This window comes from Citrobacter freundii complex sp. CFNIH4 (assembly GCF_002934505.1).
Lineage (GTDB): Bacteria > Pseudomonadota > Gammaproteobacteria > Enterobacterales > Enterobacteriaceae > Citrobacter > Citrobacter freundii.
This window is the reverse complement of sequence record NZ_CP026231.1, coordinates 527,907-552,176: the sequence shown is the minus strand read 5'-3', so window position 1 is coordinate 552,176 and position 24,270 is coordinate 527,907. Positions and strand designations below refer to the sequence as shown.

The 24,270-nt window shown below is 53.2% G+C and carries 24 protein-coding genes and 1 pseudogene; 6 read left to right on the top strand and 19 right to left on the bottom strand.

The window, feature by feature from the left end; translation table 11 throughout:
• Nucleotides 1–54: 54 nt before the first annotated feature.
• On the top strand, nucleotides 55–1,029 hold the full coding sequence (gene yajO, locus C2U41_RS02840) for a 1-deoxyxylulose-5-phosphate synthase YajO (RefSeq protein ID WP_003847594.1): 975 nt from the start codon (nucleotides 55–57) through the stop codon (nucleotides 1,027–1,029).
• A 103-nt stretch (nucleotides 1,030–1,132) separates the two neighbouring features.
• On the opposite strand, the gene pgpA is transcribed toward yajO, so the two are convergent.
• From pgpA to nrdR, 6 genes are all read right to left on the bottom strand, one after another.
• On the bottom strand, nucleotides 1,133–1,651 hold the full coding sequence (pgpA, locus tag C2U41_RS02835) for a phosphatidylglycerophosphatase A (protein WP_103848449.1): 519 nt from the start codon (nucleotides 1,649–1,651) through the stop codon (nucleotides 1,133–1,135).
• Nucleotides 1,629–2,606 (bottom strand): thiamine-phosphate kinase, encoded by a 978-nt coding sequence (thiL, locus tag C2U41_RS02830; protein WP_003835968.1) that lies wholly within the window; start codon nucleotides 2,604–2,606, stop codon nucleotides 1,629–1,631. The genes pgpA and thiL overlap by 23 nt, the downstream gene beginning before the upstream one ends.
• 77 nt (nucleotides 2,607–2,683) lie before the next feature.
• Nucleotides 2,684–3,103 carry a transcription antitermination factor NusB gene (gene nusB / locus C2U41_RS02825; protein ID WP_000801129.1) on the bottom strand — a complete coding sequence of 140 codons (420 nt, stop codon included), beginning with the start codon at nucleotides 3,101–3,103 and terminating at the stop codon, nucleotides 2,684–2,686.
• Nucleotides 3,104–3,122: 19 nt separating this feature from the next.
• The gene (ribH, locus tag C2U41_RS02820; protein ID WP_003021575.1) at nucleotides 3,123–3,593 is read right to left on the bottom strand and encodes a 6,7-dimethyl-8-ribityllumazine synthase; all 471 of its coding nucleotides are present in this window, start codon (nucleotides 3,591–3,593) and stop codon (nucleotides 3,123–3,125) included.
• A gap of 90 nt (nucleotides 3,594–3,683) precedes the next feature.
• On the bottom strand, nucleotides 3,684–4,787 hold the full coding sequence (ribD, locus tag C2U41_RS02815) for a bifunctional diaminohydroxyphosphoribosylaminopyrimidine deaminase/5-amino-6-(5-phosphoribosylamino)uracil reductase RibD (protein ID WP_103848448.1): 1,104 nt from the start codon (nucleotides 4,785–4,787) through the stop codon (nucleotides 3,684–3,686).
• Nucleotides 4,788–4,790: 3 nt separating this feature from the next.
• On the bottom strand, nucleotides 4,791–5,240 hold the full coding sequence (gene nrdR, locus C2U41_RS02810) for a transcriptional regulator NrdR (protein ID WP_003021571.1): 450 nt from the start codon (nucleotides 5,238–5,240) through the stop codon (nucleotides 4,791–4,793).
• A gap of 153 nt (nucleotides 5,241–5,393) precedes the next feature.
• Between nrdR and C2U41_RS02805 the strand changes: the two genes are divergently transcribed.
• The gene (locus C2U41_RS02805; protein ID WP_071667392.1) at nucleotides 5,394–5,933 is read left to right on the top strand and encodes a DUF3251 domain-containing protein; all 540 of its coding nucleotides are present in this window, start codon (nucleotides 5,394–5,396) and stop codon (nucleotides 5,931–5,933) included.
• Between the two features lie 298 nt (nucleotides 5,934–6,231).
• Nucleotides 6,232–7,095 carry a nucleoside-specific channel-forming protein Tsx gene (locus C2U41_RS02800; RefSeq protein ID WP_003021561.1) on the top strand — a complete coding sequence of 288 codons (864 nt, stop codon included), beginning with the start codon at nucleotides 6,232–6,234 and terminating at the stop codon, nucleotides 7,093–7,095.
• A 45-nt stretch (nucleotides 7,096–7,140) separates the two neighbouring features.
• Here C2U41_RS02800 and C2U41_RS02795 read toward each other — a convergent pair whose 3' ends face one another.
• From C2U41_RS02795 to queA, 7 genes are all read right to left on the bottom strand, one after another.
• Nucleotides 7,141–7,833: a helix-turn-helix transcriptional regulator gene (locus C2U41_RS02795; protein ID WP_003021558.1), complete on the bottom strand. Its 693-nt coding sequence runs from the start codon at nucleotides 7,831–7,833 to the stop codon at nucleotides 7,141–7,143.
• A gap of 23 nt (nucleotides 7,834–7,856) precedes the next feature.
• Nucleotides 7,857–8,222 carry a VOC family protein gene (locus C2U41_RS02790; protein ID WP_003021554.1) on the bottom strand — a complete coding sequence of 122 codons (366 nt, stop codon included), beginning with the start codon at nucleotides 8,220–8,222 and terminating at the stop codon, nucleotides 7,857–7,859.
• Between the two features lie 168 nt (nucleotides 8,223–8,390).
• Entirely contained in the window at nucleotides 8,391–9,362 is a 972-nt protein-coding gene (gene secF / locus C2U41_RS02785) for a protein translocase subunit SecF (protein ID WP_003021550.1), read from the bottom strand.
• 10 nt (nucleotides 9,363–9,372) lie between these two features.
• Nucleotides 9,373–11,220 carry a protein translocase subunit SecD gene (secD, locus tag C2U41_RS02780; RefSeq protein ID WP_003021547.1) on the bottom strand — a complete coding sequence of 616 codons (1,848 nt, stop codon included), beginning with the start codon at nucleotides 11,218–11,220 and terminating at the stop codon, nucleotides 9,373–9,375.
• Nucleotides 11,221–11,247: 27 nt separating this feature from the next.
• On the bottom strand, nucleotides 11,248–11,580 hold the full coding sequence (gene yajC / locus C2U41_RS02775) for a preprotein translocase subunit YajC (RefSeq protein ID WP_003021544.1): 333 nt from the start codon (nucleotides 11,578–11,580) through the stop codon (nucleotides 11,248–11,250).
• A gap of 22 nt (nucleotides 11,581–11,602) precedes the next feature.
• Complete coding sequence (gene tgt, locus C2U41_RS02770; protein ID WP_003021535.1) at nucleotides 11,603–12,730, bottom strand: tRNA guanosine(34) transglycosylase Tgt; 1,128 nt, start codon at nucleotides 12,728–12,730, stop codon at nucleotides 11,603–11,605.
• Between the two features lie 55 nt (nucleotides 12,731–12,785).
• On the bottom strand, nucleotides 12,786–13,856 hold the full coding sequence (gene queA / locus C2U41_RS02765; protein WP_003835985.1) for a tRNA preQ1(34) S-adenosylmethionine ribosyltransferase-isomerase QueA: 1,071 nt from the start codon (nucleotides 13,854–13,856) through the stop codon (nucleotides 12,786–12,788).
• 90 nt (nucleotides 13,857–13,946) lie between these two features.
• Between queA and acpH the strand changes: the two genes are divergently transcribed.
• Together acpH and C2U41_RS02755 are read left to right on the top strand one after the other, a co-directional pair.
• Nucleotides 13,947–14,528, top strand: coding sequence for an ACP phosphodiesterase (gene acpH / locus C2U41_RS02760; protein ID WP_016149694.1), 582 nt, complete (start codon nucleotides 13,947–13,949; stop codon nucleotides 14,526–14,528).
• A 168-nt stretch (nucleotides 14,529–14,696) separates the two neighbouring features.
• Nucleotides 14,697–15,299: a peroxiredoxin gene (locus C2U41_RS02755; RefSeq protein WP_003021524.1), complete on the top strand. Its 603-nt coding sequence runs from the start codon at nucleotides 14,697–14,699 to the stop codon at nucleotides 15,297–15,299.
• A gap of 121 nt (nucleotides 15,300–15,420) precedes the next feature.
• Here C2U41_RS02755 and C2U41_RS02750 read toward each other — a convergent pair whose 3' ends face one another.
• The 3 genes and pseudogenes from C2U41_RS02750 to C2U41_RS02740 form a co-directional block, all read right to left on the bottom strand.
• Nucleotides 15,421–17,289: an amidohydrolase gene (locus C2U41_RS02750; protein WP_047715963.1), complete on the bottom strand. Its 1,869-nt coding sequence runs from the start codon at nucleotides 17,287–17,289 to the stop codon at nucleotides 15,421–15,423.
• Between the two features lie 21 nt (nucleotides 17,290–17,310).
• Nucleotides 17,311–17,493, bottom strand: a pseudogene (locus C2U41_RS02745) (antibiotic biosynthesis monooxygenase); the annotation flags it as partial.
• Nucleotides 17,494–17,705: 212 nt separating this feature from the next.
• Nucleotides 17,706–18,347, bottom strand: a complete 642-nt coding sequence (locus tag C2U41_RS02740; protein ID WP_003021513.1) for a hydrolase — start codon at nucleotides 18,345–18,347, stop codon at nucleotides 17,706–17,708.
• Between the two features lie 273 nt (nucleotides 18,348–18,620).
• On the opposite strand from C2U41_RS02740, the gene C2U41_RS02735 reads away from it, so the two are divergent.
• Nucleotides 18,621–19,523: a LysR family transcriptional regulator gene (locus C2U41_RS02735; RefSeq protein ID WP_044699345.1), complete on the top strand. Its 903-nt coding sequence runs from the start codon at nucleotides 18,621–18,623 to the stop codon at nucleotides 19,521–19,523.
• Here C2U41_RS02735 and malZ read toward each other — a convergent pair.
• The 3 genes from malZ to brnQ form a co-directional block, all read right to left on the bottom strand.
• Nucleotides 19,517–21,334: a maltodextrin glucosidase gene (gene malZ, locus C2U41_RS02730; RefSeq protein WP_044699344.1), complete on the bottom strand. Its 1,818-nt coding sequence runs from the start codon at nucleotides 21,332–21,334 to the stop codon at nucleotides 19,517–19,519. The two genes, C2U41_RS02735 and malZ, sit on opposite strands and share 7 nt — an antisense overlap.
• A 138-nt stretch (nucleotides 21,335–21,472) precedes the next feature.
• A complete protein-coding gene (proY, locus tag C2U41_RS02725) occupies nucleotides 21,473–22,846 on the bottom strand; it encodes a proline-specific permease ProY (protein WP_003021504.1) in 1,374 nt (457 codons plus the stop codon).
• A gap of 81 nt (nucleotides 22,847–22,927) precedes the next feature.
• Complete coding sequence (gene brnQ, locus C2U41_RS02720; RefSeq protein ID WP_003021501.1) at nucleotides 22,928–24,247, bottom strand: branched-chain amino acid transporter carrier protein BrnQ; 1,320 nt, start codon at nucleotides 24,245–24,247, stop codon at nucleotides 22,928–22,930.
• Nucleotides 24,248–24,270: the final 23 nt, after the last annotated feature.

Genomic DNA, 24,270 nt, shown 5'->3' with positions numbered 1-24,270 from the left:
CCCTCCCCGCTCCTGCTATGCTTAATTCATCACGAGCTAAGCAGGAGTGGATTGATGAAATACAACATCTTAGGAAAAACCGACCTACGGGTCTCCCGCCTTTGCCTGGGCTGCATGACGTTTGGCGAGCCTAATCGCGGCAATCACGCCTGGACGCTACCTGAAGAAAGCAGCCGCCCGATAATCAAACACGCCCTTGAGGGCGGCATTAACTTTTTCGATACCGCCAACAGCTACTCCGCTGGCAGTAGCGAAGAGATTGTCGGTCGCGCGCTGCGTGATTTCGCCCGCCGCGAAGATGTCGTGGTCGCTACCAAGGTTTTTCACCAGGTTGATGATTTAGCAGAAGGATTATCCCGCGCACAAATCCTGCGCTCAATCGACGACAGCCTCAGACGTCTGGGTATGGACTATGTCGACATCCTGCAAATTCACCGCTGGGATTACAACACACCTATTGAAGAAACCCTGGAAGCGCTGAACGACGTCGTGAAAGCCGGTAAAGCGCGCTATATCGGCGCCTCATCCATGCACGCTTCGCAGTTTGCTCAGGCGCTGGCCTTACAGAAGCAACACGGTTGGGCACAGTTCGTTAGCATGCAGGATCACTACAATCTGATCTACCGCGAAGAAGAACGCGAAATGCTGCCACTGTGCTATCAGGAAGGCGTGGCAGTGATCCCCTGGAGTCCACTGGCACGTGGACGCCTGACGCGCCCATGGGGAGAAACGACAGCACGCCTGGTTTCCGATGAAGTCGGTAAAAATTTGTACAACGAGAGCGATGAAAATGACGCGCAAATTGCCGCACGACTGACCGGTGTCAGTGAGGAGTTGGGTGTTACACGGGCGCAGGTTGCGCTGGCCTGGCTGCTGAGCAAACCGGGTGTGGCAGCGCCGATTATCGGCACATCGCGCGAGGAACAGCTGGATGAGTTGCTCAATGCGGTGGATTTAACGCTGAAGCCGGAGCAGATTGCCGAGCTGGAAACGCCGTACAAACAGCATCCGGTGGTGGGATTTAAATAAGTATTGGCGATGGCTAATTGTAGGCCGGATAAGCATAGCGCATCCGGCACTGATTGCCCGATGGCGCGACGCTTATCGGGCCTACAACAGCCCCCCAAAAGGGTTAAATGATACCTACCGGCCAGTGATGACCGATAAAATACAAAATTCCGGCAGAGAGTATTCCGGCCACAATATCGTCGATCATGATCCCCGTCCCGCCATGCACGTTGCGATCGAACCAACGAATCGGCCACGGCTTCCACATATCCAGAATACGGAAAATCACAAATCCGGCGGCAACCCACTGCCAGTCATTGGTCGGCAGCGCCATCAGGGTAATCCACATCCCGACAAACTCGTCCCAGACAATGCTACCGTGATCGTGCACACCCATATATTTCGCCGTTTGATGGCACAGATAAACGCCGATACAGATAGATAACATCACCACCAGTGAATACAGCTGCCACGGTAGAAAGGTCATTAAATACCAAAAAGGGATCGCCGCCAACGATCCCATCGTGCCAGGAACAATTGGGCTCAACCCGCTGCCAAAACCGGTGGCTAGCAGGTGCCACGGATTGCGCATACTCAGGCGGCTTTTGGCGACATCTTTTTTAAGGCGCGGCAAAATGGTCATATCCTTTCCAGTCAAACGTGACGGATTTTCCATCGCGCGTAAAGTGAATGCCTTCCACGTCTGCGCTCATCTGCCCAATGCAGGTAAACGCTGCGCCGAGATTTCCCAGCGCCACATCCAGCGCACCACGGTTAATTTCCGGTACGGTAAAGCATAACTCATAATCTTCACCGCCCGAGAGCGCCCAGCGTAGGGCCTGTTCCGGCTCAACGTGCCGGGCGAATGCCGTGGAGTAAGGCAGCGCATCGACGTTAACCCGCGCGCCACAGCCGCTGGCATTAACGATATGCCCCAGATCGGAAATCAGGCCATCGGAGATATCGATAGCCGCACTGGCCAGATCGCGCAGGGCTTGTCCCTGCAAAATACGCGGCGTGGGACGCAGATGGCGTTTAAGCAGATAGTCTGCGTCTTTTGCATCTCCAACCTGCAACCGATTCTGTAAAATCGCCAGCCCCGCCGCGCTGTCTCCCGGCGTACCGGTAACATAAATCCAGTCCCCCGGCTTCGCACCAGAGCGTTTTAAGGCCCGTCCTACAGGAACGTAGCCATGGATACCCAACGTCATCGACAGTGGCCCACGCGTGGTGTCACCGCCAATTAGCTGCATATCATAGTAATTAAGCAGTTCAAACAGGCCATCACTGAAGGCTTCAAGCCAGGCTTCATCAACGTCAGGTAACGTGAGTGCCAGCGTCAACCACGCAGGATCGGCCCCCATCGCCGCCAGATCGCTCAAATTCACCGCCAGTGCTTTCCAGGCGAGATCGGTGGGATCAATGTCGGGGAGGAAGTGATTGCCTGCCACCAGCGTATCGGTACTGATCGCCAGCGTCTGTTTTTCAGGGATATTCAAGAGTGCGCAGTCGTCACCAATACCGGTTTCGACATCAAGACGAGACGTTCTTACGCGGTCAAAATAACGGGCAATCAGGGAAAACTCGCCGCATGCCATACGTTATGCCTCAGCAGAAAAAAAAGAAAAAGCCGGGGACAGCGGAAACAGGTTCCACCATCCAGCCGGCCTCGGGATTACTTTTTGTTGGGGCGAATCACAGGTGCTGCTTTATCCAGTACGCCGTTCACGAATTTATGGCTATCTTCAGCGCCGAAGGTTTTCGCCAGTTCAATCGCTTCGTTGATGGCCACTTTGTACGGCACATCACTACGTTTAGACAGTTCAAACAGCGCAATACGCAGTACGGCTTTTTCTACCTGCCCCAGCTCTTCTAACAGACGAGACAGGTAAGGCTTCATTAATCCATCCAGGTACGCGCTGTTAGTCGCCACCCCGGACAGCAGTTCACGGAAATACAGAACGTCGACATCTTTAACGTCCTGTTCCGCCAGGAACTGGTATTCAACATCAGCGATGTCGTTCTGGGACAACTGCCAGGAGTAGAGCGCCTGGACGGCACACTCACGGGCGCGGCGACGAGCAGCAGGTTTCACGGATTTCCCCTTACAAAAATCAGGCCTTAATGGCTTTCAATACATTAATCATTTCAAGCGCAGTCAGTGCAGCTTCTGCGCCTTTGTTGCCGGCTTTAGTGCCAGCACGTTCGATGGCTTGTTCAATACTTTCGGTGGTCAGAACACCGAAGGCTACCGGAATGCCACTGTCCTGAGCGACATGCGCCAGGCCATTGCTTGCACCGCCAGCCACATATTCGAAGTGCGCGGTACCGCCACGGATCACCGTACCAAGCGCAATTACCGCGTCGTATTTACCGGTTTTTGCCAGTGCGTCAGCGGCCAGCGGCAGCTCATATGCACCTGGAACCCAAACAACGGTAATGTTTTCATCTTTAACCTGGCCAATACGTTTCAGGGCGTCGATAGCCCCTTCCAGCAGGCTGTCATTGATAAAGTTGTTGAAACGCGCAATGGTGATGGCGACGCGAGCGTCCGGGGTAGCAACGTTAGCTTCAATAATGTTCATATTCTTCCTTCGGGTTCGATTTATGGCCCCGTAAGGGGGGCGGATTTTATCATAATATTCTGTGCGCTGCTTCCTCTAAATCAGAAAGCCTCACGCAGTCGTTAAATGCAGGCAAACGTCCGGGCCCACCTGGCGTATCTCATTGAATTTAAAATGGGGTGCGTCAGCCAGTTTCTCAAGGCCTGGAAGCACACATAATCCTCGCGCATCGCTGCCTAACAGTTTAGGCGCAACATACACGATTAGCTCATCGACCAAACCGGCCTGTAATAATGCTCCCGCGAGCGTTGGGCCTGCTTCAACCCAAATGCTGTTAATTTGCTGTTTGCCCAGTTGCATCATCAGCACCACCAGATCCAGATGCCCATTATGTTCCGGCACCTTCAGGCTACGAACCGTCTCCGGCCAGCTACGGGGGTCGTCTTCAGTCCGGACAATCCAGGTTTCTCCAGGCTGTTGGACAATACGGTGCTCCGGCGTGACCTGATTCTGGCTATCCAGAACAATGCGGATTGGTTGGCGCAGCTCTTCCTGCGGGTAACTCGCCTGAGTTGACTCCCCAAGCTCCGACCAACGCACGGTAAGCTGAGGGTCGTCTGCCAGCACCGTAGCACTGCTGGTTAAAATGGCATGGCTTTGCGCGCGCAAACGTTGCACATCGCGGCGCGCCTGCGGTGAGGTAATCCACTGGCTTTCACCGCTGGCCATCGCCGTACGGCCATCAAGCGACGCGCCAAGCTTAAGCTGCAGATACGGGAATCCCGTACGCATGCGCTTGAGAAAGCCTTTATTCAGTTGCTCAACTTCGCTCATCATCAGCCCGTGGCTGACGTCGATGCCCGCCTGCTGCAAACGGTAGAGCCCACGTCCTGCGACCTGCGGATTGGGATCCTGCATCGCCGCAACCACACGCGATACACCCGCCGCAATCAGCGCATCGCAACACGGCGGCGTGCGACCATGATGACTACAGGGTTCAAGCGTCACATAGGCCGTTGCCCCTTGCGCTTTTTCTCCAGCCATCCGCAGAGCATGAACTTCGGCATGCGGTTCGCCCGCACGGTGGTGATATCCTTCACCGACGATCTCCCCATCCTTCACAATCACGCAGCCCACGTTGGGGTTGGGGTGAGTGGTAAAACGTCCGCACGCAGCAAGCTTCAGCGCACGCGCCATGTACAATTCATCCTGCATGGCTTAGTCCTGTAGGCGAGCAATCTCTTCGCCAAATTCTTTGATGTCTTCGAAACTCCGGTAGACAGAGGCAAAGCGGATGTAGGCGACTTTATCGAGCTTTTTCAACTGCTCCATCACCAGGTTGCCAATCATCTTGCTCGGCACCTCACGCTCACCAGTCGCACGCAGCTGTGATTTGATATGGTTTAACGCCATTTCGACGTCATCCGCGCTAACAGGCCGTTTCTCAAGCGCTCTGAGCATGCCGCTACGCAGCTTTTCTTCATTAAAGGGTTCACGCACGTCGTTGCTTTTCACAACGCGCGGCATGACAAGTTCAGCCACTTCAAAAGTGGTGAAACGTTCGTTACAGACCAGACACTGCCGACGGCGGCGTACCGAGGAGCCCTCGCCTACAAGACGAGAGTCAATTACCTTAGTGTCTACGGCGAAACAGAATGGGCAATGCATACGGCGTCCTGTACCTCAGTGGTTAACAGAATCTATTTTACCCTGAACTGCCGTGACAACAAAGGCACTGCGCTTTTGAGACAAAGGATCGATGCCTTCGTGCTCAGTCCACACTACCATTATGCTATCGCGACAATGAAGGAAGTAATCACAATGACAAGACGTTACCTAAGAATTCTCCTGGTGGGAAGTCTCTTTAGTCTTAGTGCCTGCGCACAGCAAAGCGAAGTACGCCAGATGCATCAAAGCGTTAGCACATTGAATAAAGAGATGACGCAGCTTAATCAGGAAACAGTAAAAATTACGCAACAAAATATGTTGAATGCAAAATCAACCAGCGGCGTTTATCTGCTACCGGGTTCCAAAACCCCGGCACGACTAGAGAGCCAGATTGGCACTTTACGCATGTCGCTGGTAAACATTGCGCCGAACGCGGATGGTACGCGCCTGACGCTACGGATTCAGGGTGAATCCAACACGCCTTTACCCGCCTTTAGCGCCACCGTCGAGTACGGGCAAATTCAGGGCACCACGGACAACTATCAGGAAGTGAACGTTCACAACCAGTTAGTCAACGCTCCGGCGAGTATTCTTGCTCCCAGCGACGTAGACATTCCGTTGCAGATAAATGGCCTCACTCCAGAGAGGTTAGGATTTGTTCGCATCCACGACATCCAGCCTGTTAGCCAATAAACTTTTTTGCGGAACGTTTTGTGCGTTCCGCAACATCACTCCGCTCCATTTTGTTACTCCCCTGACATAACCGATATTTCTGGTAAAACTTGGCAACATTCATGAGAGCCAGTACAATTCGCCGCCTAAAGTACGCAAACGTGAACGCAATCGATTACGTAAATGATAGAACTGTGAAACAAGACATATTTTTGTGAACAATGATTTTTATAATAGGCTCCGAAGAATTACGAAATATTTAGAAACGCAAATTGCGCATTTTTCACTCCCGAAAGGGATTTCAAACAGTGGCATACATATGAAAAAAACATTACTTGCAGCCGGTGCAGTTCTGGCGCTCTCCTCGTCTTTTACTGCCAACGCAGCAGAAAATGACAAACCGCAATATCTGTCCGACTGGTGGCACCAGAGCGTTAACGTGGTGGGTAGCTATCACACCCGTTTCTCTCCGAAACTGAACAACGACGTGTATCTGGAATACGAAGCATTTGCCAAAAAAGACTGGTTTGATTTCTATGGCTACATCGATATTCCGAAAACCTTCGACTGGGGTAACGGCAACGATAAAGGTATCTGGTCTGACGGTTCCCCGTTGTTTATGGAAATCGAACCGCGTTTCTCCATCGACAAACTGACCGGCGCTGACCTGAGCTTTGGTCCGTTCAAAGAATGGTATTTCGCCAACAACTACATCTACGACATGGGTGATAACAAAGCCAGCCGCCAGAGCACCTGGTATATGGGTCTGGGTACCGATATCGATACCGGTCTGCCAATGGGTCTGTCCCTGAACGTCTATGCTAAATACCAGTGGCAGAACTATGGCGCATCCAACGAAAACGAGTGGGATGGCTACCGTTTCAAAGTGAAATACTTTGTGCCGATCACCCAGGTTTGGGGCGGACAGCTGACCTACATCGGCTTCACCAACTTCGACTGGGGCTCAGATTTGGGTGATGACCCGAACCGCACCAGCAACTCTATCGCTTCCAGCCACGTCCTGGCGCTGAACTACGATCACTGGCACTACTCTGTCGTAGCGCGTTACTTCCATAACGGCGGTCAGTGGAAAGGTGGGGATACTCTGAACTGGGGCGAAGGCGACTTCAGCGCGAAATCTACCGGTTGGGGTGGTTACCTGGTCGTAGGTTACAACTTCTAATCCAGACAATTTATCGCAAACAAGCCAGCTTAACCGCTGGCTTTTTTATGGCTGGTCTTCACAGCGTACTTTACGTAAAAAGTCACTTAGCGAACGATCCGCAGATTCGCGAAAGTGCCTGTCGAGTGGCGTGATCTTCAGACATCGATCAACGCGAAAACAACGATAATCATCACGCTTCTCGCACCAGCCAACCAGCAGCCAGTGCTCGCCCCAGAAAAATAATCCCAGCGGCTGAACGTCGCGCCACGAGAGGTTCCCGGACTCATCGCGATAATGCAGCGCCAGCACCTGCTGAGCTGAAACCGCGCGATGTATGAGATCGAACGCACTGCGTGAATGCGGCTGATTACCAAAATCTGGCGCGAAAATCCGCGTTTGCTCGGCTCTGCGCCGACTCTCTGGCGGCAATATCGCCAACACTTTTTCCTGTGCTGATTCCAGCGCCTGTGAGAGTGAATCCCCACCCCATGTTTTCAACAACCGAATCGCTACCATCAACGCTTCTGATTCGTGCTGGGTTAACATCAACGGCGGCAAATCAAACCCCGCCATTAAGCGGTATCCACTGCCCACTTCGCCTTCAATGGGCACGCCGGATAAAGAGAGATCGCGGATATCGCGATAAATCGTCCGTTCAGAAACTTCAAGACGTTCTGCCAGCAGCGCCGCCGTTGTCACTCGCCTGCCACGCAGGATTTGTACAATCTGAAACAAGCGGTCGGCGCGTCTGCTCATTTTAATCCTCAGTGCTGAAAATATTACGCGGGTTGATGTAAACCAACACGATTGCCTTCGCTGTCAGTAAATAGCGCAATCGTACCAATGTCCTGCCCCAGTTCGAGTGGGCCAAACACACACTGACCGCCAGCAGTGGCGACGCGTTCAAGCGTTGCCGCCAAATCGTCCGTATGCAGATAAATAATAGCGCCCTGCGCTGAAGGAGTAATACCGTCAAATTTAGCCAGCGCCCCGCCGGGAGCGGGATCCTGATGCGGAAATACGGCCAGCTCAGCGCAGTCCATATTTTCCCGACGCAAAGAAACCTGCATCACTGGTTCATAAAAAGCGATGGCGCGATCCATTTGTGCTACAGGGATTTCAAACCAATTAATTACGTTGCTCATACTTCCTCCTGCCTGTGTGGGTAATCTCAGAAGGACTATAAGACAGGGCTACTGACAGCATACTGTCAGTAGTGTGGCAACAGGAAAAGATAATTGCCTGTCGCTAATTCACAGGCAAAAAAAATCCCGACCTTACGATCGGGATTCCAGTATCTTCACTCTTAATGGTTAAGGAAGAATCGACGGTTGATCCGCCCCTTCTTTCTCGACCTTCTGCTGCAGCATGTGCTCACGCTTCATACCCAGCTTCAGCGCCAGCGCCGATGCCACGTAGATAGAAGATGCGGTACCGATGGAAACACCGATCAGCATCGTCAGCGAGAAGCCTTCCAGTACCGGACCACCGAACAGGAACAGCATCAGAATAACCATCAACGTTGTACCGGACGTAATCAACGTACGGTGCAGCGTTTGAGTCAGTGACACGTTAAAGATTTCGTAAGGCGTACCGCGACGAATTTTGCGGAAGTTTTCACGAATACGGTCAGATACAACGATACTATCGTTCAGCGAGTAACCGATTACCGACATCAGTGATGCGACGATAGTCAGGTCAATCTCGATATGGAACAACGACAGGATCCCAAGTGTGATAATCACGTCGTGCGCCAGAGCGATAACCACCCCCGCCGCCAGTCGCCACTCAAAGCGGAAACCGACGTACACCAGGATGGAGATCAGCGCCGCCATCAGCGCCATCGCACCGGTTTGCGCCAGATCAGCCCCCACGCTCGGACCCACGAATTCAATTCGCTTCACCGCGGCGTTTTGGTTGGTGGATTCGTTAATCACACTCAACACTTTGCTGCCCAGCACCTGACCGCCGTCTGCACCTTCAGTTGGCGGCATACGTACCATAATGTCGTGGCTGCTGCCGAAGTTCTGCAGAAGCGGATCAACGAAGCCCGCTTTCTCCAGTGCATCGCGCATCACGTCCATATCGGCCGGTTTTTCCAGCGTGATTTCAATAACCGTACCACCGGTGAAATCGAGCCCCCAGTTAAACCCGCGTACGCCCATCACCACGATGGCCGCAATCAGCAGGAAACCTGAAATGCCGAAAGCCCAGTAGTCCCAGCGCATAAAGTCCCAGACTTTACGGCCGTGGTTTAATTGTTCAACAGTATATTCCTGTGCCACTTCGCACTCCTCAGATTGACAGCTTTTTGACGCGCTTGCCGCCATACAACAGGTTTACGATGGCACGTGTACCGACAATCGCGGTAAACATCGACGTCGCCACACCAATACCGGTAGTAATCGCGAACCCTTTAATTGCCCCGGTGCCAACTGCGTACAGGATGATGACCTTGATCAGCGTCGTAATGTTCGCATCAAAGATGGAGCTAAATGCGCCCGCATAACCTTCGTTGATGGCCTGCTGCACCGAACGCCCGTTACTCAACTCTTCTTTGATACGTTCGTTGATCAGTACGTTCGCATCGACCGCGACGGCAAGGGTTAAGACAATCCCCGCAATCCCCGGCATACTTAGCGTAGCGCCCGGCAGCAACGACATAATACCGACAATCAATACCAGGTTAGCAATCAGCGCACTGGTCGCAATCAGACCGAACTTCTTATAGAAGAAGATCATGAACAGGATAGACACCACCAGACCGGCCAGACACGCTTCCAGACCCTGTTTAATGTTCTGCATACCCAGGGTTGGGCCGATGGTACGTTCTTCCACAATCTGAATCGGCGCAATCAACGCACCGGCACGTAACAGCAGAGAAAGCTGACGCGCTTCGTTCGGGTTGTTGATACCGGTGATACGGAAGCTGTTACCCAGGCGAGACTGGATATTGGCAATGTTAATCACCTCTTCCTGTTTCACCAGTACTGCACGACCGTTAGCATCTTTCTTACCGCTGTCTTTGTACTCCACGAACAGGGTCGCCATCGGCTTACCGATGTTATCCTTGGTGAAGTTGGACATGATGTTACCACCCGCGCTATCCAGCGAGATGTTAACCTGCGGCTGATTGTATTCGTCCTGGCTGGAAGTGGAGTCGGTGATATGGTCACCGGTCAGGATCACGCGCTTGTACAGCACAACAGGCTGACCTTCACGAGACTGTTTCACTTCCGAATCACCCGGAACACGACCCGATGCTGCAGCGGACTGGTCAACGTTGGTGTTTACCAGACGGAACTCCAGCGTCGCGGTTGCGCCCAGAATTTCTTTCGCACGCGCGGTATCCTGAATACCCGGCAGTTCGACCACGATGCGGTCAGCACCTTGACGTTGTACCACCGGCTCAGCAACACCCAGTTGGTTAACACGATTACGCAGAATGTTGATGTTCTGCTGTACCGCGTACTCACGGGCTTCACTCAGGCGCGCATCGGTCATTACAGCGCGCAGTGCATTGCTGCCCTGGCTGGAAATAACCAGATCCTGGTGACGTTTGCTCAAGTAAGAGATAGCTTCATCACGGGCGCTGCTATCACGGAAAGTGATGCTCAGACCGTAGTTATCTTCTTTGCGAACGGTAGTATAAGGAATGCCTTTTTCACGCAGATCGCTGCGCAGGCTATCGATATTTTGTTCCTGCAACTTACTCAGCGCGGTATCCATATCCACTTCCATCAGGAAGTGAACGCCGCCACGCAGGTCAAGACCGAGTTTCATCGGTTCTGCATGAATGGCAGCCAGCCAGCGCGGGGTTGCCGGAGCAAGGTTAAGCGCCACGACGTACTGATCGCCCAGTACGCCCATTAATACTTCACGCGCACGCAGTTGGGTATCAGTGGAGTCGAAGCGCGCGAGAATAGCACCCTCTTCCAGAGCCACAGACTTAGGTGTGATTTTATCTTCTTGTAACGTTTTCTGGACCTGGATCAGCGTTTGCTCACTGGCGGCGGCACCGCGCACGCCAGTGATTTGAACAGCCGGATCCTCACCATACAGGTTGGGAAGCGCATAGAGCAGACCGACGACAATAACGACGATCAGCATGACATACTTCCACAAAGGATAACGGTTTAACACGGCAGTTCCCTTTGGGAAAACAATAAATTACAGCGCCTTCATGGTGCCTTTCGGCAGAACGGCAGCTACGAAATCACGTTTAATAACCACTTCAGTGGTGTCGTTCAGCGCGATAGCGATGTAGCCAGATTCTGCTACTTTGGTCACGCGACCCACCAGACCACCGTTAGTCAGCACTTCATCGCCTTTCGCAATGGAGTTCATCAGATTTTTGTGTTCTTTGGTACGCTTTTGCTGCGGGCGCAGGATCATGAAGTAGAAAATCAGACCAAACACCACCAGCATCAGAATCAGAGACATCGGGCTGCCCTGCGCCGGAGCACCTGTTGCCGCTACCGCATCAGAAATAAAAAAGCTCATTCAAATTCCCTCATTATTAAAATTAATCAACGTTCACAGGTGGAACTGGTCTACCCTGACGTTGGTAAAAATCGGTCACGAAGCTCTCTAATTTACCCTCTTCAATAGCCTTGCGTAAACCCGCCATCAAACGCTGGTAGTAGCGAAGGTTATGAATCGTGTTGAGACGCGCGCCCAATATTTCGTTGCAACGGTCGAGATGATGCAAGTAAGCGCGCGAATAATTGCGACAGGTGTAGCAATCACACTCAGCATCGAGCGGACTGGTGTCGCTTTTATGTTTCGCGTTACGAATTTTTACCACGCCGTCAGTCACAAACAAATGACCATTACGGGCATTTCGCGTTGGCATCACACAGTCAAACATATCGATACCGCGACGCACGCCTTCAACCAGATCTTCTGGTTTACCGACGCCCATCAGGTAACGCGGTTTATCTGCCGGAATCTGCGGGCAAACATGTTCCAGAATGCGGTGCATATCTTCCTTCGGCTCACCGACAGCCAAACCGCCGACAGCGTAGCCATCAAAGCCGATATCTACCAGACCTTTGACGGAGATATCACGTAAATCTTCGTAAACACTGCCCTGAATGATGCCAAAAAGCGCATTTTTGTTGCCGAGGCTATCAAAACGGTCACGGCTGCGCTTCGCCCAACGCAGAGACATCTCCATCGAGCGTTTAGCATAGTCCCAGTCGGCCGGATACGGTGTACATTCGTCGAAGATCATCACGATATCGGAACCGAGATCGTATTGAATCTCCATCGACTTCTCGGGATCGAGGAAAATCGGATCGCCGTTGATCGGGTTACGGAAATGCACGCCTTGTTCGGTTATCTTCCGGATATCGCCCAGGCTGAACACCTGGAAGCCGCCGGAATCGGTGAGGATCGGCCCTTTCCACTGCATAAAATCGTGCAGATCGCCGTGCAGTTTCATGATTTCCTGCCCCGGGCGCAGCCACAGGTGGAAAGTGTTGCCGAGGATGATCTGTGCGCCGGTCGCTTCAACTTCTTCCGGCGTCATGCCTTTTACTGTGCCGTAAGTACCGACCGGCATAAAAGCAGGCGTTTCTACTACGCCACGATCAAAAACCAGGCGGCCGCGGCGAGCGCGACCGTCTGTGGTATCCAGTTCAAATTTCATCTTCACTCCTGCGTCAGAAAAACAGTCCGACGTTTTAAACACTCATGCCGGAAACTTATTCCCCGACACGCTCAGAAATAGCCTGCGGATTGTACGTGATAAACATCGCATCCCCGTAACTAAAAAAGCGATATTCCGCTTTTACCGCTTCATGATAGGCGTGCATGGTGTTTTTATAACCAGCAAATGCGGAAACCAGCATAATCAATGTCGATTCCGGCAGGTGGAAGTTGGTGACCAGAGCATCAATCACCTGATATTTATAGCCTGGATAAATAAAGATTTGTGTATCGCCGAAGAACGGCTCGATTAGATCGTTTTTGGCCGCCTGCGCCGCACTTTCCAGTGAACGTACGGAGGTGGTGCCCACCGCAATCACGCGGTTACCGCGCGCTTTCGCCGCCATCACCGCGTCCACCACATCCTGCGGCACTTCCGCATATTCGGAGTGCATAATGTGGTCTTCAATAGTGTCTACGCGCACCGGCTGGAAAGTACCCGCTCCAACGTGCAGGGTGACGAACGCCATTTCAATGCCTTTATCGCGCAGTTTAGCCAGCAGCGGATCGTCAAAATGCAGACCCGCGGTCGGCGCAGCGACGGCACCCGGTTTTTCGCTGTACACGGTCTGGTACAGCTCGCGGTCGGCGTCTTCATCCGGACGGTCGATATACGGCGGCAACGGCATATGGCCAATCGCGTTGAGGATATCCAGCACGCTGCGTTCGTCGTTAAACTCAACTTCAAACAGCGCGTCATGGCGCGCCACCATCGTTGCTTTAATGCTTTCGTCATCGCCCAGCAGCAGCTCGGCGCCCGGTTTCGGCGCTTTCGAGGCACGAATATGCGCCAGAATACGTTTGTCATCCAGCATACGCTCGACCAGCACTTCAATTTTACCGCCGCTGGCTTTACGACCAAACAGACGCGCAGGAATGACGCGGGTGTTGTTAAAGACCAGCAAATCGCCAGGGTTGAGCTTATCGAGCAAATCGGTGAAAGTACCGTGCGTCAGCGCGCCCGTCGGCCCGTCCAAAGACAGCAAGCGACAGCTACTGCGCTCAGCTTGCGGATAGTGGGCAATCAGGGATTCGGGTAGTTCAAAGGTGAAATCGGTAACGCGCATGACACTGACTCAGACTAAAATAAGAGGCGGGTAGTCTAGTGCCGGGGCGTTCTCCCTGCAACCTTTACCCCTCTGGATAAACATTTAACTATGAATTTTCTTGCACATTTGCATCTCGCTCACCTTGCCGACAGTTCGCTTTCCGGCAATCTGCTGGCCGATTTTGTCCGGGGTAATCCGGAAACGCACTACTCGCCTGATGTGGTAGAAGGCATCTTCATGCATCGTCGTATCGACGTGATGACAGATAACCTGCCGCAGGTGCGTGAAGCCAAAGAATGGTTTCGTAGCGAAACGCGCCGCGTCGCGCCGATTACGCTGGATGTCATGTGGGATCATTTTCTGTCGCGCCACTGGTCGGAGATCTCCCCTGACTTCCCGCTGACGGACTTTGTGCGCTATGCCCGTACCCAGGTAACCACTATTTTGCCGGAATCGCCGCCACGCTTTATCAATCTGAATAACTATATATGGTCAGAGAAATGGCTTGAGCGCTACCGGGACATGGATTTTATCCAGAACGTCCTGAACGGCATGGCCAGCCGCCGTCCACGGCTCGATGCCCTACGCGACTCATGGTATGACCTCAATACGCATTACGATGCGTTAGAAGAACGATTCTGGCAGTTTTATCCGCAAATGATGGACCAGGCGCGGCGTAAAACCCTTTGATTGCAACCCGCATTCCCCGCCGGATAAGCCGTAGCCGTCATCCGGCAAAAGATTGATAGACAAAACCTGTCTCAATGATTGCCAGCGCCTCTTTGTCTTATTCACGAACACTCTCTATACTGGCCCGCGTTGCGTTCCAAAAACCCCTTAACATTGCAGGAGAATTATATGGTACTGGTAACTCGTCAGGCTCCGGATTTCACAGCAGCTGCGGTACTGGGTAGCGGTGAGATCGTTGAAAACTTCAACTTCAAACAGCATACCAACGGTAAAACTACCGTTCTGTTCTTCTGGCCGATGGACTTCACCTTCGTTTGCCCGTCTGAACTGATCGCATTCGACAAACGTTACGAAGAATTCCAGAAGCGCGGCGTTGAAGTTGTTGGCGTTTCCTTCGACTCTGAATTTGTCCACAACGCATGGCGTAACACCCCTGTCGACAAAGGCGGCATCGGTGCAGTGAAATACGCAATGGTTGCTGACATCAAACGCGAAATCCAGAAAGCCTACGGCATCGAGCACCCGGAAGCTGGCGTTGCTCTGCGCGGTTCTTTCCTGATCGACGCTAACGGCGTTGTTCGCCACCAGGTGGTTAACGATCTGCCGCTGGGCCGTAACATCGACGAAATGCTGCGCATGGTTGACGCGCTGCAGTTCCACGAAGAGCACGGCGACGTATGCCCGGCACAGTGGGAAAAAGGTAAAGAAGGTATGAACGCGTCTCCGGACGGCGTAGCAAAATACCTGACCGAGAACGTTTCCAGCCTGTAATTGGCATGAATCGACAAAAGGCCCGCTAGTGCGGGCCTTTTTTATTGTTCGTAGGTCAGGTAGGCAATTGCGTCACTCTCTGTAAGTATCACCCGCGACAATACACTTATCCAAACCACAATTAAAACGCGAAGCAGGAACAGCCAAGCGCGCCCCAGAAAGCCCGGTCATCTGACACCGGAATGCCTGATTGACGCGCAATATCATGCTGATGACCGTGTACGCCACAGCTACCACAGCACTGATGCATCTGCACCATTGCGCCAATTTTTGCCGCAGCAGGCGGCGCTGAGCGATAGTGCCCCGGCACCTTCACCACCGGCGACCAGTCCGGCACAACCGGGATGGCTGGTGGTGCCAGCGGGGTGAAATGCCCTGCCGCATACACGACTTTGCCATCGACAATGGTCATCACTGACTCAATGCCTTTGATCTCTTCTTCCGCCACGTTGAAGTAATCTTTAGACAGCACCACCAGGTCGGCCAGTTGATCTTTCTCGATTCGCCCTTTCTTACCCTGCTCGCTGGAGAACCAGGCGCTGCCAGCGGTCCACAGTTCCAGCGCCACGTCGCGCGGCAAGCGGTTGTTATCATCGTACATCGCCATACCGCCAACGGTGCGGCCCGAAACCAGCCAATAGAGCGCGGTCCACGGGTTGTAGCTAGCCACACGGGTGGCGTCAGTCCCCAGCCCTACCGGAACTTCAGCCGCCAGCATTTTCGCCACCGGCGGCGTGTGTTTGACCGCATCTTTGCCATAACGATCGACAAAATATTCGCCCTGGAACGCCATTCGGTGCTGAACAGCAATCCCGCCGCCCAGCGCTTTAACGCGCTCGATATTCCGTTCAGTAATGGTTTCGGCATGATCGAAGAACCAGTGCAGGCCATTGAACGGGATATCACGATTCACCTTCTCAAACACGTCCAACATGCGGCTGATAGATTCATCGTAGGTGGCGTGCAGGCGGAACGGCCAGCAGTGCTCCACCAGGTGTCGCACCACGCGCTCCAGCTCATCTTCCATACCCTCCGGCAGGTCCGGGCGCGGCTGGAGAAAATCTTCAAAATCCGCTGCCGAAAAGACCAGCATTTCCCCGGCCCCATTGGCGCGGTAGAAGTCGGTCCCCTGCCCCGGTTTGAGCATATCGGTCCAACGTTCAAAGTCTTCCAGTTCCTGTTTTGGACGCTGGGTAAACAGGTTGTAGGCAATACGCACCGTCATCTGCTTGTTGGCGTGTAACTGCTCAATGATCTCGTAATCTTCCGGATAGTTCTGGAAGCCGCCGCCCGCATCGATGGCACTGGTCAGTCCCAGACGGTTCAGTTCACGCATAAACTGGCGGGTCGAGTTAACCTGCATTTCCAGCGGCAGTTTGGGTCCTTTTGCCAGCGTCGAATAAAGGATCATGGCGTTTGGTTTAGCGATCAACATCCCGGTCGGGTTGCCGTTGCTATCACGCACAATCTCACCGCCCGCCGGATCCGGCGTCGCTTTGGTGTAGCCGACGGCTTTCAGCGCAGCGCGGTTCAGCAAAGCCCGGTCATAGAGATGCAGAACAAAAACTGGAGTATCCGGAGCAGCCTCATTCAGTTCTTCCAGGGTTGGCATGCGACGTTCGGCAAACTGGAATTCGCTCCAGCCGCCCACCACGCGTACCCATTGCGGCGACGGCGTTCTGTCCGCCTGGTCTTTGAGCATACGTAGGGCGTCCGCCAGCGACGGCACGCCTTCCCAACGTAATTCCAGGTTGTAATTCAGTCCACCACGAATAAGGTGCAGGTGCGAATCGTTCAGGCCCGGGATCACCGTATGTCCTTGCAGATCGACAACCTGCGTCCCTTCGGCAGCAAAGCTCATTACCCGCTCGTGGCTACCAGTCGCCAGGATCTTTCCGTTGGCAATCGCCACCGCCTCGACCTGCGGGCGTTGCCTATCGAGAGTATGAATTTTTCCGTGAGTCAGAATCAGTGTGGCAGTTTGAGACATAACAATCTCCTGAGATACCGGTCAGGCTTTTTTCAGCCATCCGGCAAACAGACGGGTTACGATGGGCATCCAGAACCAGACCACCAGCGCAACCACACAGGCATCATTGATGAGATGCAGGAGTAACGAGCCCTTCATTGCAGGCAGCACAATGCCGGTCAACCACGGCACCAGATTGGTGCTAGGAAATATCACCAGCAGGGTGTGGGTAATCACCAACGTCACATGTTTGTTCTGCGCCATGAAGGATTCCTTGTTGAGAGGAAACAGGCCGCTTAGGCCAGGAAAGCAATACACAAAATCATTCATGGTGCATCGAGGCGGCAAGGTTGTGGATCCCCGGGAGCTTACATAAGTCAGTGACTGGGGTACGCAAGCGAAGCCAACAAAGATGCAACATGAAGGATGACGTGTATTTAGGCTTTACGTTCTGGCGCGCCATGCACCATGGTATAGGCATAATCCACGCCCATACCGTAGGCACCGCTGTGCTCGCGTACCAGATCCATGACGGCGTCGTAGGTTTCTTTGCGAGACCAGTCGCGCTGGTACTCAAGAAGAACCTGTTGCCAGGTTACGGGTACGGCACCAGCCTGTACCATGCGGTCGATAGAACGCTCATGGGCATCCACGGACGTGCCGCCGGAAGTGTCGGTCACCACATATACTTCATAACCCGCTTCCAGCGCCATCAGTGCCGGGAAAGTCAGGCAGACTTCGGTCCACAGCGCGGAGATAATCAGTTTTTTGCGCCCAGTCGCTTCCACGGCCTTCACAAACGCCGCATCTTCCCAGGAGTTCATTGAGGTGCGTTCAATGGGTTTTACATCAGGATGAACCGCTAACAATTCTGGCCAGATATATCCGCTAAAACTTTTCGTTTCTACAGAAGTATAAATCACCGGAACATTGAATATTTTCCCGGCTTTCGCTAATGCCACGGTATTATTTTTTAAAGTCTGGCGATCGATATTCGCTACACCAAATGACATTTGCGGCTGATGATCAATAAAAATAAGCGTAGAGTTTTGAGGGTCAATCAGTTCCCGAATAGACATATCACACCTTCTTAATCAATAAGTTAAAAGGCAACGGTCTGTATCTGCCGTCAGCAGCAGGATCCTGAATCAGAAAGCTTGTTGAGTATAGCGGGAAATTTCTAACGAGTTATTAAAGAAAACTTACCATCCTGTGAAACTATTAATTCTGTGTTGCGATATATCCTAAACAACATCAAAAAAATGCGCATGATTCATCTAAATTATTCACTGGCATTGTTTTTCTTCATTCGGTACAACAGAAGGGTTTAATTTTCAGGATCTTTTCTGCTTATGCGCATTAATCTGGATGTTTTGCTTATTCTCGACGCACTCGACAAACAGGGTTCATTTGCCGCGGCGGCCGAATCGCTGTTTAAAACGCCTGCGGCACTCAGCTATATGATTCAAAAGCTGGAAAGCGACCTGAATATCGAGTTGCTTGACCGTTCCGGACACCGGGCTAAATTTACCGACACCGGACAGATGATGCTGGAAAAGGGACGTTTATTGCTAAGTGCGGCAAAAGATCTCGAAAAACAGGCGGTACAGCTGAGTTCAGGCTGGGAAAAAGAGCTGGCGATTGCGCTGGACGACTCCTTTCCTTTCGCCTCGCTGTTACCCATTATCGATGAATTTCACGCGCTGAATAAGCAAACCCGCCTCAGTTTTACCCATCATACGCTGGCGGGTTCCTGGGAGGAGCTGACCCATAATGGAGCAGATATTATTCTGGGGGCGATTAATGAACCACCAACGTCAGCGGCCTGGTCCTACAAAATGCTCGGTACATTGGACAATGTATTTGTCGTGGCACCTGAGCATCCGCTGGCCACAGCACCTGATGGCCTGACCAACGAGCAGTTGTGCCTGCATCGGGCGATTGTTATCAGCGACAGCGCCCGCTTCTGCCATCCGTTACAAACCAATCTGATGGAGGAGCAGGCGCAGATCCGTGTCGATGACTTCCACAGTAAAGTGATGCTACTGCGAGCCGGCATGGGCTGCGGATTTCTCCCCCGCCATATTGCCAGCCCGTGGCTTGCTACGGGCGAGCTGGTGGAAAAAACGGTTATCTCATTTCGCCAAAAAGACGTGGCCTATATGGCATGGCGTAATAACCGTGATGGACTGGCGCAGCGCTGGTGGCGAGACGCGCTGCTGGCAAGCCCGGCGATTGCGCACTTATATCAATGACCTGACCATACCGAGGCGGAAATCGCCGGCAACGTCAGGATATCGTCGGCAAGCACACCTGTGCCCTCTTTGTGCTGCCAATGACTCACGCTCAGTAATGGCGAGGCTGGCAGGACCACTTCACAAGCCTGGCCACGGTTAATCGCCACTAACACGCGCTGGCGGTTTAGCACCCGTACAAACACCACCACGTTATCCTCGGCGTAAATCACCTGACAACCACCGTGGCGTAGCGCCTGGCTCTGGTGGCGTAATTTTGCCAGCCGCTGGTACAACGCCAGCAGGTTAGCGTCCTGTTTTTCAGGCTGCCATGGGAAAGGTTTGCGGCAAAACGGATCGTTGTTGCCATCCAGCCCCACTTCGTCGCCGTAGTAAATACAGGGCACGCCAGGCCAGGTAAATAGCCACACCACCGCCAGCGGTAAACGTGCGACGTCTTTACCGAGCAGAGACTTAAAGCGAGCGGTATCGTGGCTGTCGAGCTGGTTAAACATGCGCAATTGCTGTTGATGCGACAACCCCGCACGGTAGTTATCCATCCACGCCATACAGGTCTGGGCGTCAATGGATTGTGGGTCGTATGAAATATCGGTATTGGCGAGGAATCCCCAGAGAGGGAAAGTAAAGCCGCGATAGTTCATGGCGGCATCTTCCGCGTCGGCCTGCAACCACTGGCGAGCATCGCCAAAATGTTCACCCACCACATACGCCTCTGGCTGGGTTTCTTTTGCCGCCTGCGTAATGCCGGCCACGTGTTGTAGGTTGTTACGTGCGCCTCCTGCTTCTCCCAGCATGTGCACCACATCAAGACGCCAGCCGTCCATACTCCACGGCGCTTTCAGCCAGTGACGGACGATACTGTCTTCGCCGCGATAAATTTCATTTACCAGGCTTTCCGAAGAAAAGTCCAGCTTGGGCAGGCTGGAATACCCCAGCCAGTCGAGCGCAACGCCGTCGGCTGAGAAATGATACCAGTCGCGCCAGGGGGATTCTGGGTTATGGCACGCCCCATCCGTTCCCCTACTATGCCGGTCAAACCAGGCGTGCGAATCGCCGCTATGGTTAAAAACACCGTCCAGAATCAAGCGCATGCCCTGCTGTTGGGTGTTGTGCCGCAGGCGTAGCAGCGCCGTGTCGCCGCCAAATTGCGGATCAACATGACGGTAATCTTCGGTATCGTATTTATGCACGCTCGGCGCGGTAAACACAGGATTCAGGTACAGCGCCGTGACCCCTAACGTTTTCAGGTACGGTAGCTTTTCGCTGATGCCGTCCAAATCGCCGCCATAGAACGTGGAGCCACCGGCCTGAGCCGTAAGCGGTTCGTCCCATTCGCGCCGCACGATGTCGTGCCCGGCCGCGTGATGGTAATAGACGTTATCCTGGCCCGCTTCACGCGACTGGCTGCGGGCAAAACGGTCCGGGAAAATTTGGTAAAAGACCTGGTCAGCGACCCACTGCGGACCGTTATCCGGCACATCGACGGCAAACTGCTCCAGACGCGCAGGCGGAAAACGGCTGAATCCCTGTGGGGTGAACCACAACTGACGATCGAGCCAAAGTAATTTAAAGCTATAGCGTCGACGAGGCTGCCCGCTGGAGAGATCAATCGCCGCTCGCCACGCGGTCACACCCGGCTGCGGCTGGCTGCGCTGCTTGTGCATAGCCAGCGAAATCTCTTCGTTATCGTTTTCTGCGCGTAGCGTCACCCGCTGGGGTGGATTTTCCCCCGCCAGCCATAATGTAATCGTCAGTTGATCTTTGTTTTGCTTAACAAATGGGGCAACCGGAAGGTGCCAGGCGTTCAACATCACGTATCCCCTTTGATGATAATGACGTCACCTTGCCATAGCGAAGTGCAGGATCACTCATCATCTTAACGTTTATTGGGGGAGGAGTTCGGGGGAGGAGAAAATTGCCGGGTAACGCAAAGCTACCCGGCAAAAATATTACTGTGCTTCAGCAAGTTGGCGCTCGCGACGGCGCTTGAATCCCCAGCCGACCAGCAGCAGGACAATCCACGCAAAGCCGACGTACAGCGAAATGCGGGTATCCGGATGATAGCCGATAAGCGCGATGATAAAGACCAGGAAAATCAGGCCAACAACGGTCGTAGTTACCCCACCCGGTACTTTAAATTTCAGCGCTTTGACCTCTTCTGGCGGCAGACGACGACGGAAAGCAATCTGCGACAGCAGGATCATAATCCACACCCAAACCGTGGCGAACGTTGCCAAAGAGGCGATCACCAGGAAGACGTTTTCCGGCATGATGTAGTTAAGATAAACCGCAAACAGCAGCGCGATGGTCATCACCATCACCGTAACCCACGGCACGCCACGACGCGACGTCTTGGCAAACATTTTTGGGGCACTGCCCTGTTCCGCCATGCCGTGTAGCATACGTCCCACACCGAAGACGTCAGAGTTAATTGCCGACAGCGACGCAGTCAGAACCACAAAGTTGAGGATCCCGGCAGCAAAGGTAATGCCCATATGCTGGAACGTCATAACGAACGGGCTACCGTCGGTACCCACCTGGTTCCACGGGTAGATAGACATAATGACGAACAACGTCCCCACATAAAACACCAGGATACGCATTGGTACGGAATTGATAGCGCGCGGAATAGATTTTTCCGGGTCTTTGGCTTCGCCTGCGGTAATCCCGATAATCTCAATCCCGCCGTAAGCGAACATCACCATTTGCAGCGACATCACCATGCCGAGCCAGCCGTTGCTGAAGAAGCCACCATTGCTCCATAAGTTATGGATACCGGTCGGTTGCCCGCCGTTGCCAATCCCCCAAATGATGATACCGAAACCGGCGACAATCATGATGATAATGGTGGCGACTTTGAAGAACGAGAACCAGAACTCCAGCTCGCCAAACACCTTCACGCTCATCAGGTTGATGGCGCAGATAATCAGCACTACGCTAAGTACCCAAATCCAGTGCGGTACGGCCGGGAACCAGACGCCCATGTAAATACCAAAGGCAGTCACATCGGCAATGGCGACAATCAGGATTTCAAAACAATAGGTCCAGCCGGTGATATAGCCTGCCAGCGGTCCGAGGTTTTCCTGCGCATAGCGCGAGAAGGAGCTGGCTGCAGGGTTATGAACAGACATTTCGCCCAGCGCGCGCATAATAATATACGCCGCTACGCCGCCGATAATATAGGCCAGCAACACGCTTGGCCCCGCCATTTTGATGGCATCGGCCGAGCCATAGAACAGCCCGGTACCAATTGCTGAACCTAATGCCATAAAGCGGATGTGCCGGGTGCTCAGCCCACGCTTTAGCTTGTTATTACTTTCCATCGATTCCTAACCTGTTAACACAATAAAAAAACCACGGGGCCATGTTAATAGCCCCGTGGTTAAAACTTATTGTCAGTGATATTAGTGTGCGCTGGAGGTCACTTGTCGACCCGCGGCGCGATCCCAGATAACTGCCAGGACCACCATCACGACTGTTGGCATCAACCACGCCAGCCCCTGCTCCGCCAGCGGTAAACGCTGGGTCCAGGCCGGTAACACGTCGCCAATTGCAGAAGCTTTAATGCCATCAAGGATACCAAAAATCAGGCTGATAAACATCGCAGGTGCAATGACGCGGGAAGAATTATGCCACCATGAGCGGGTAAAGCTTAATACAACCAGTGCGATACATGGCGGATAGATAGCCGTCAGCACCGGAATAGAGATCTGAATCAGATGGCTCAGACCCAGGTTAGAAACCACCATCGAGAAGCCGCCGAGGATAAATACCAGCGTACGATAAGACAGTGGAACGTACTGGGCAAAGAACTCTGCGCACGCACAGGTCAAGCCAACCGCGGTGACCAGACAGGCGATGAAAATCAGCGCCGCCAGCAGGAAGCTTCCTGCACCGCCAAAGGTGTGCTGAACATACGCATGCAGAATCGCCGCGCCGTTAGCAGACTGATCGACCAGAATCGCGCTATCTGAACCCAGACGGAACAGCGCGAGATACAGCAGCGTTAAGCCCACACCCGCCATTAAACCCGCCCAAACGGTGTAACGGGTCAGCAGACGCGCTTCAGTAACACCACGCGAGCGAGCGGCGTTAACGATAACAATACCAAACACCATCGCGCCCAGCGTATCCATGGTCAGATACCCGTTCACGAAGCCATTAGAAAATGCCGCAGTTTGGTAGGCTTCCATCGCATTACTGATCGGGCCTGCTGGCCAGACGATTGCGGCGACAGACAGAACAACCAGCGCCAGGATTTTCAGCGGTGCCAGGAAATTACCCACCGTATCCAGCAGTTTGCCCGGATACAGCGAAACCAGAATCACAATCGCGAAATAGATAACGCTATAGATAAACAGCGGCAGCGCAGAGTCACCGGTCAGCGGTGCAATCCCGACTTCGAAAGAGACCGTCGCGGTACGCGGGGTAGCAAATAACGGCCCAACGGCCAGATAGCAAACAGTCGCCAGTAGCAGACCAGCAACTTTACCGATAGGTGTGCTCAGTCGGTCCACACCACCACCGACTTTCGCCAGCGCGACAACGGTAAGTACCGGCAGGCCAACGGCGGTAATCAAAAAGCCAAAAGCCGCAGTCCAGACGTGTTCACCTGCCTGCAAACCAACCATTGGGGGGAAGATGATGTTACCTGCACCAACGAACAGTGCAAATGTCATAAATCCCAAAGCGATAATATCGCGCGATTTTAACTGATGGGTCATAAAGTCTTACTGCCTGTGGATGT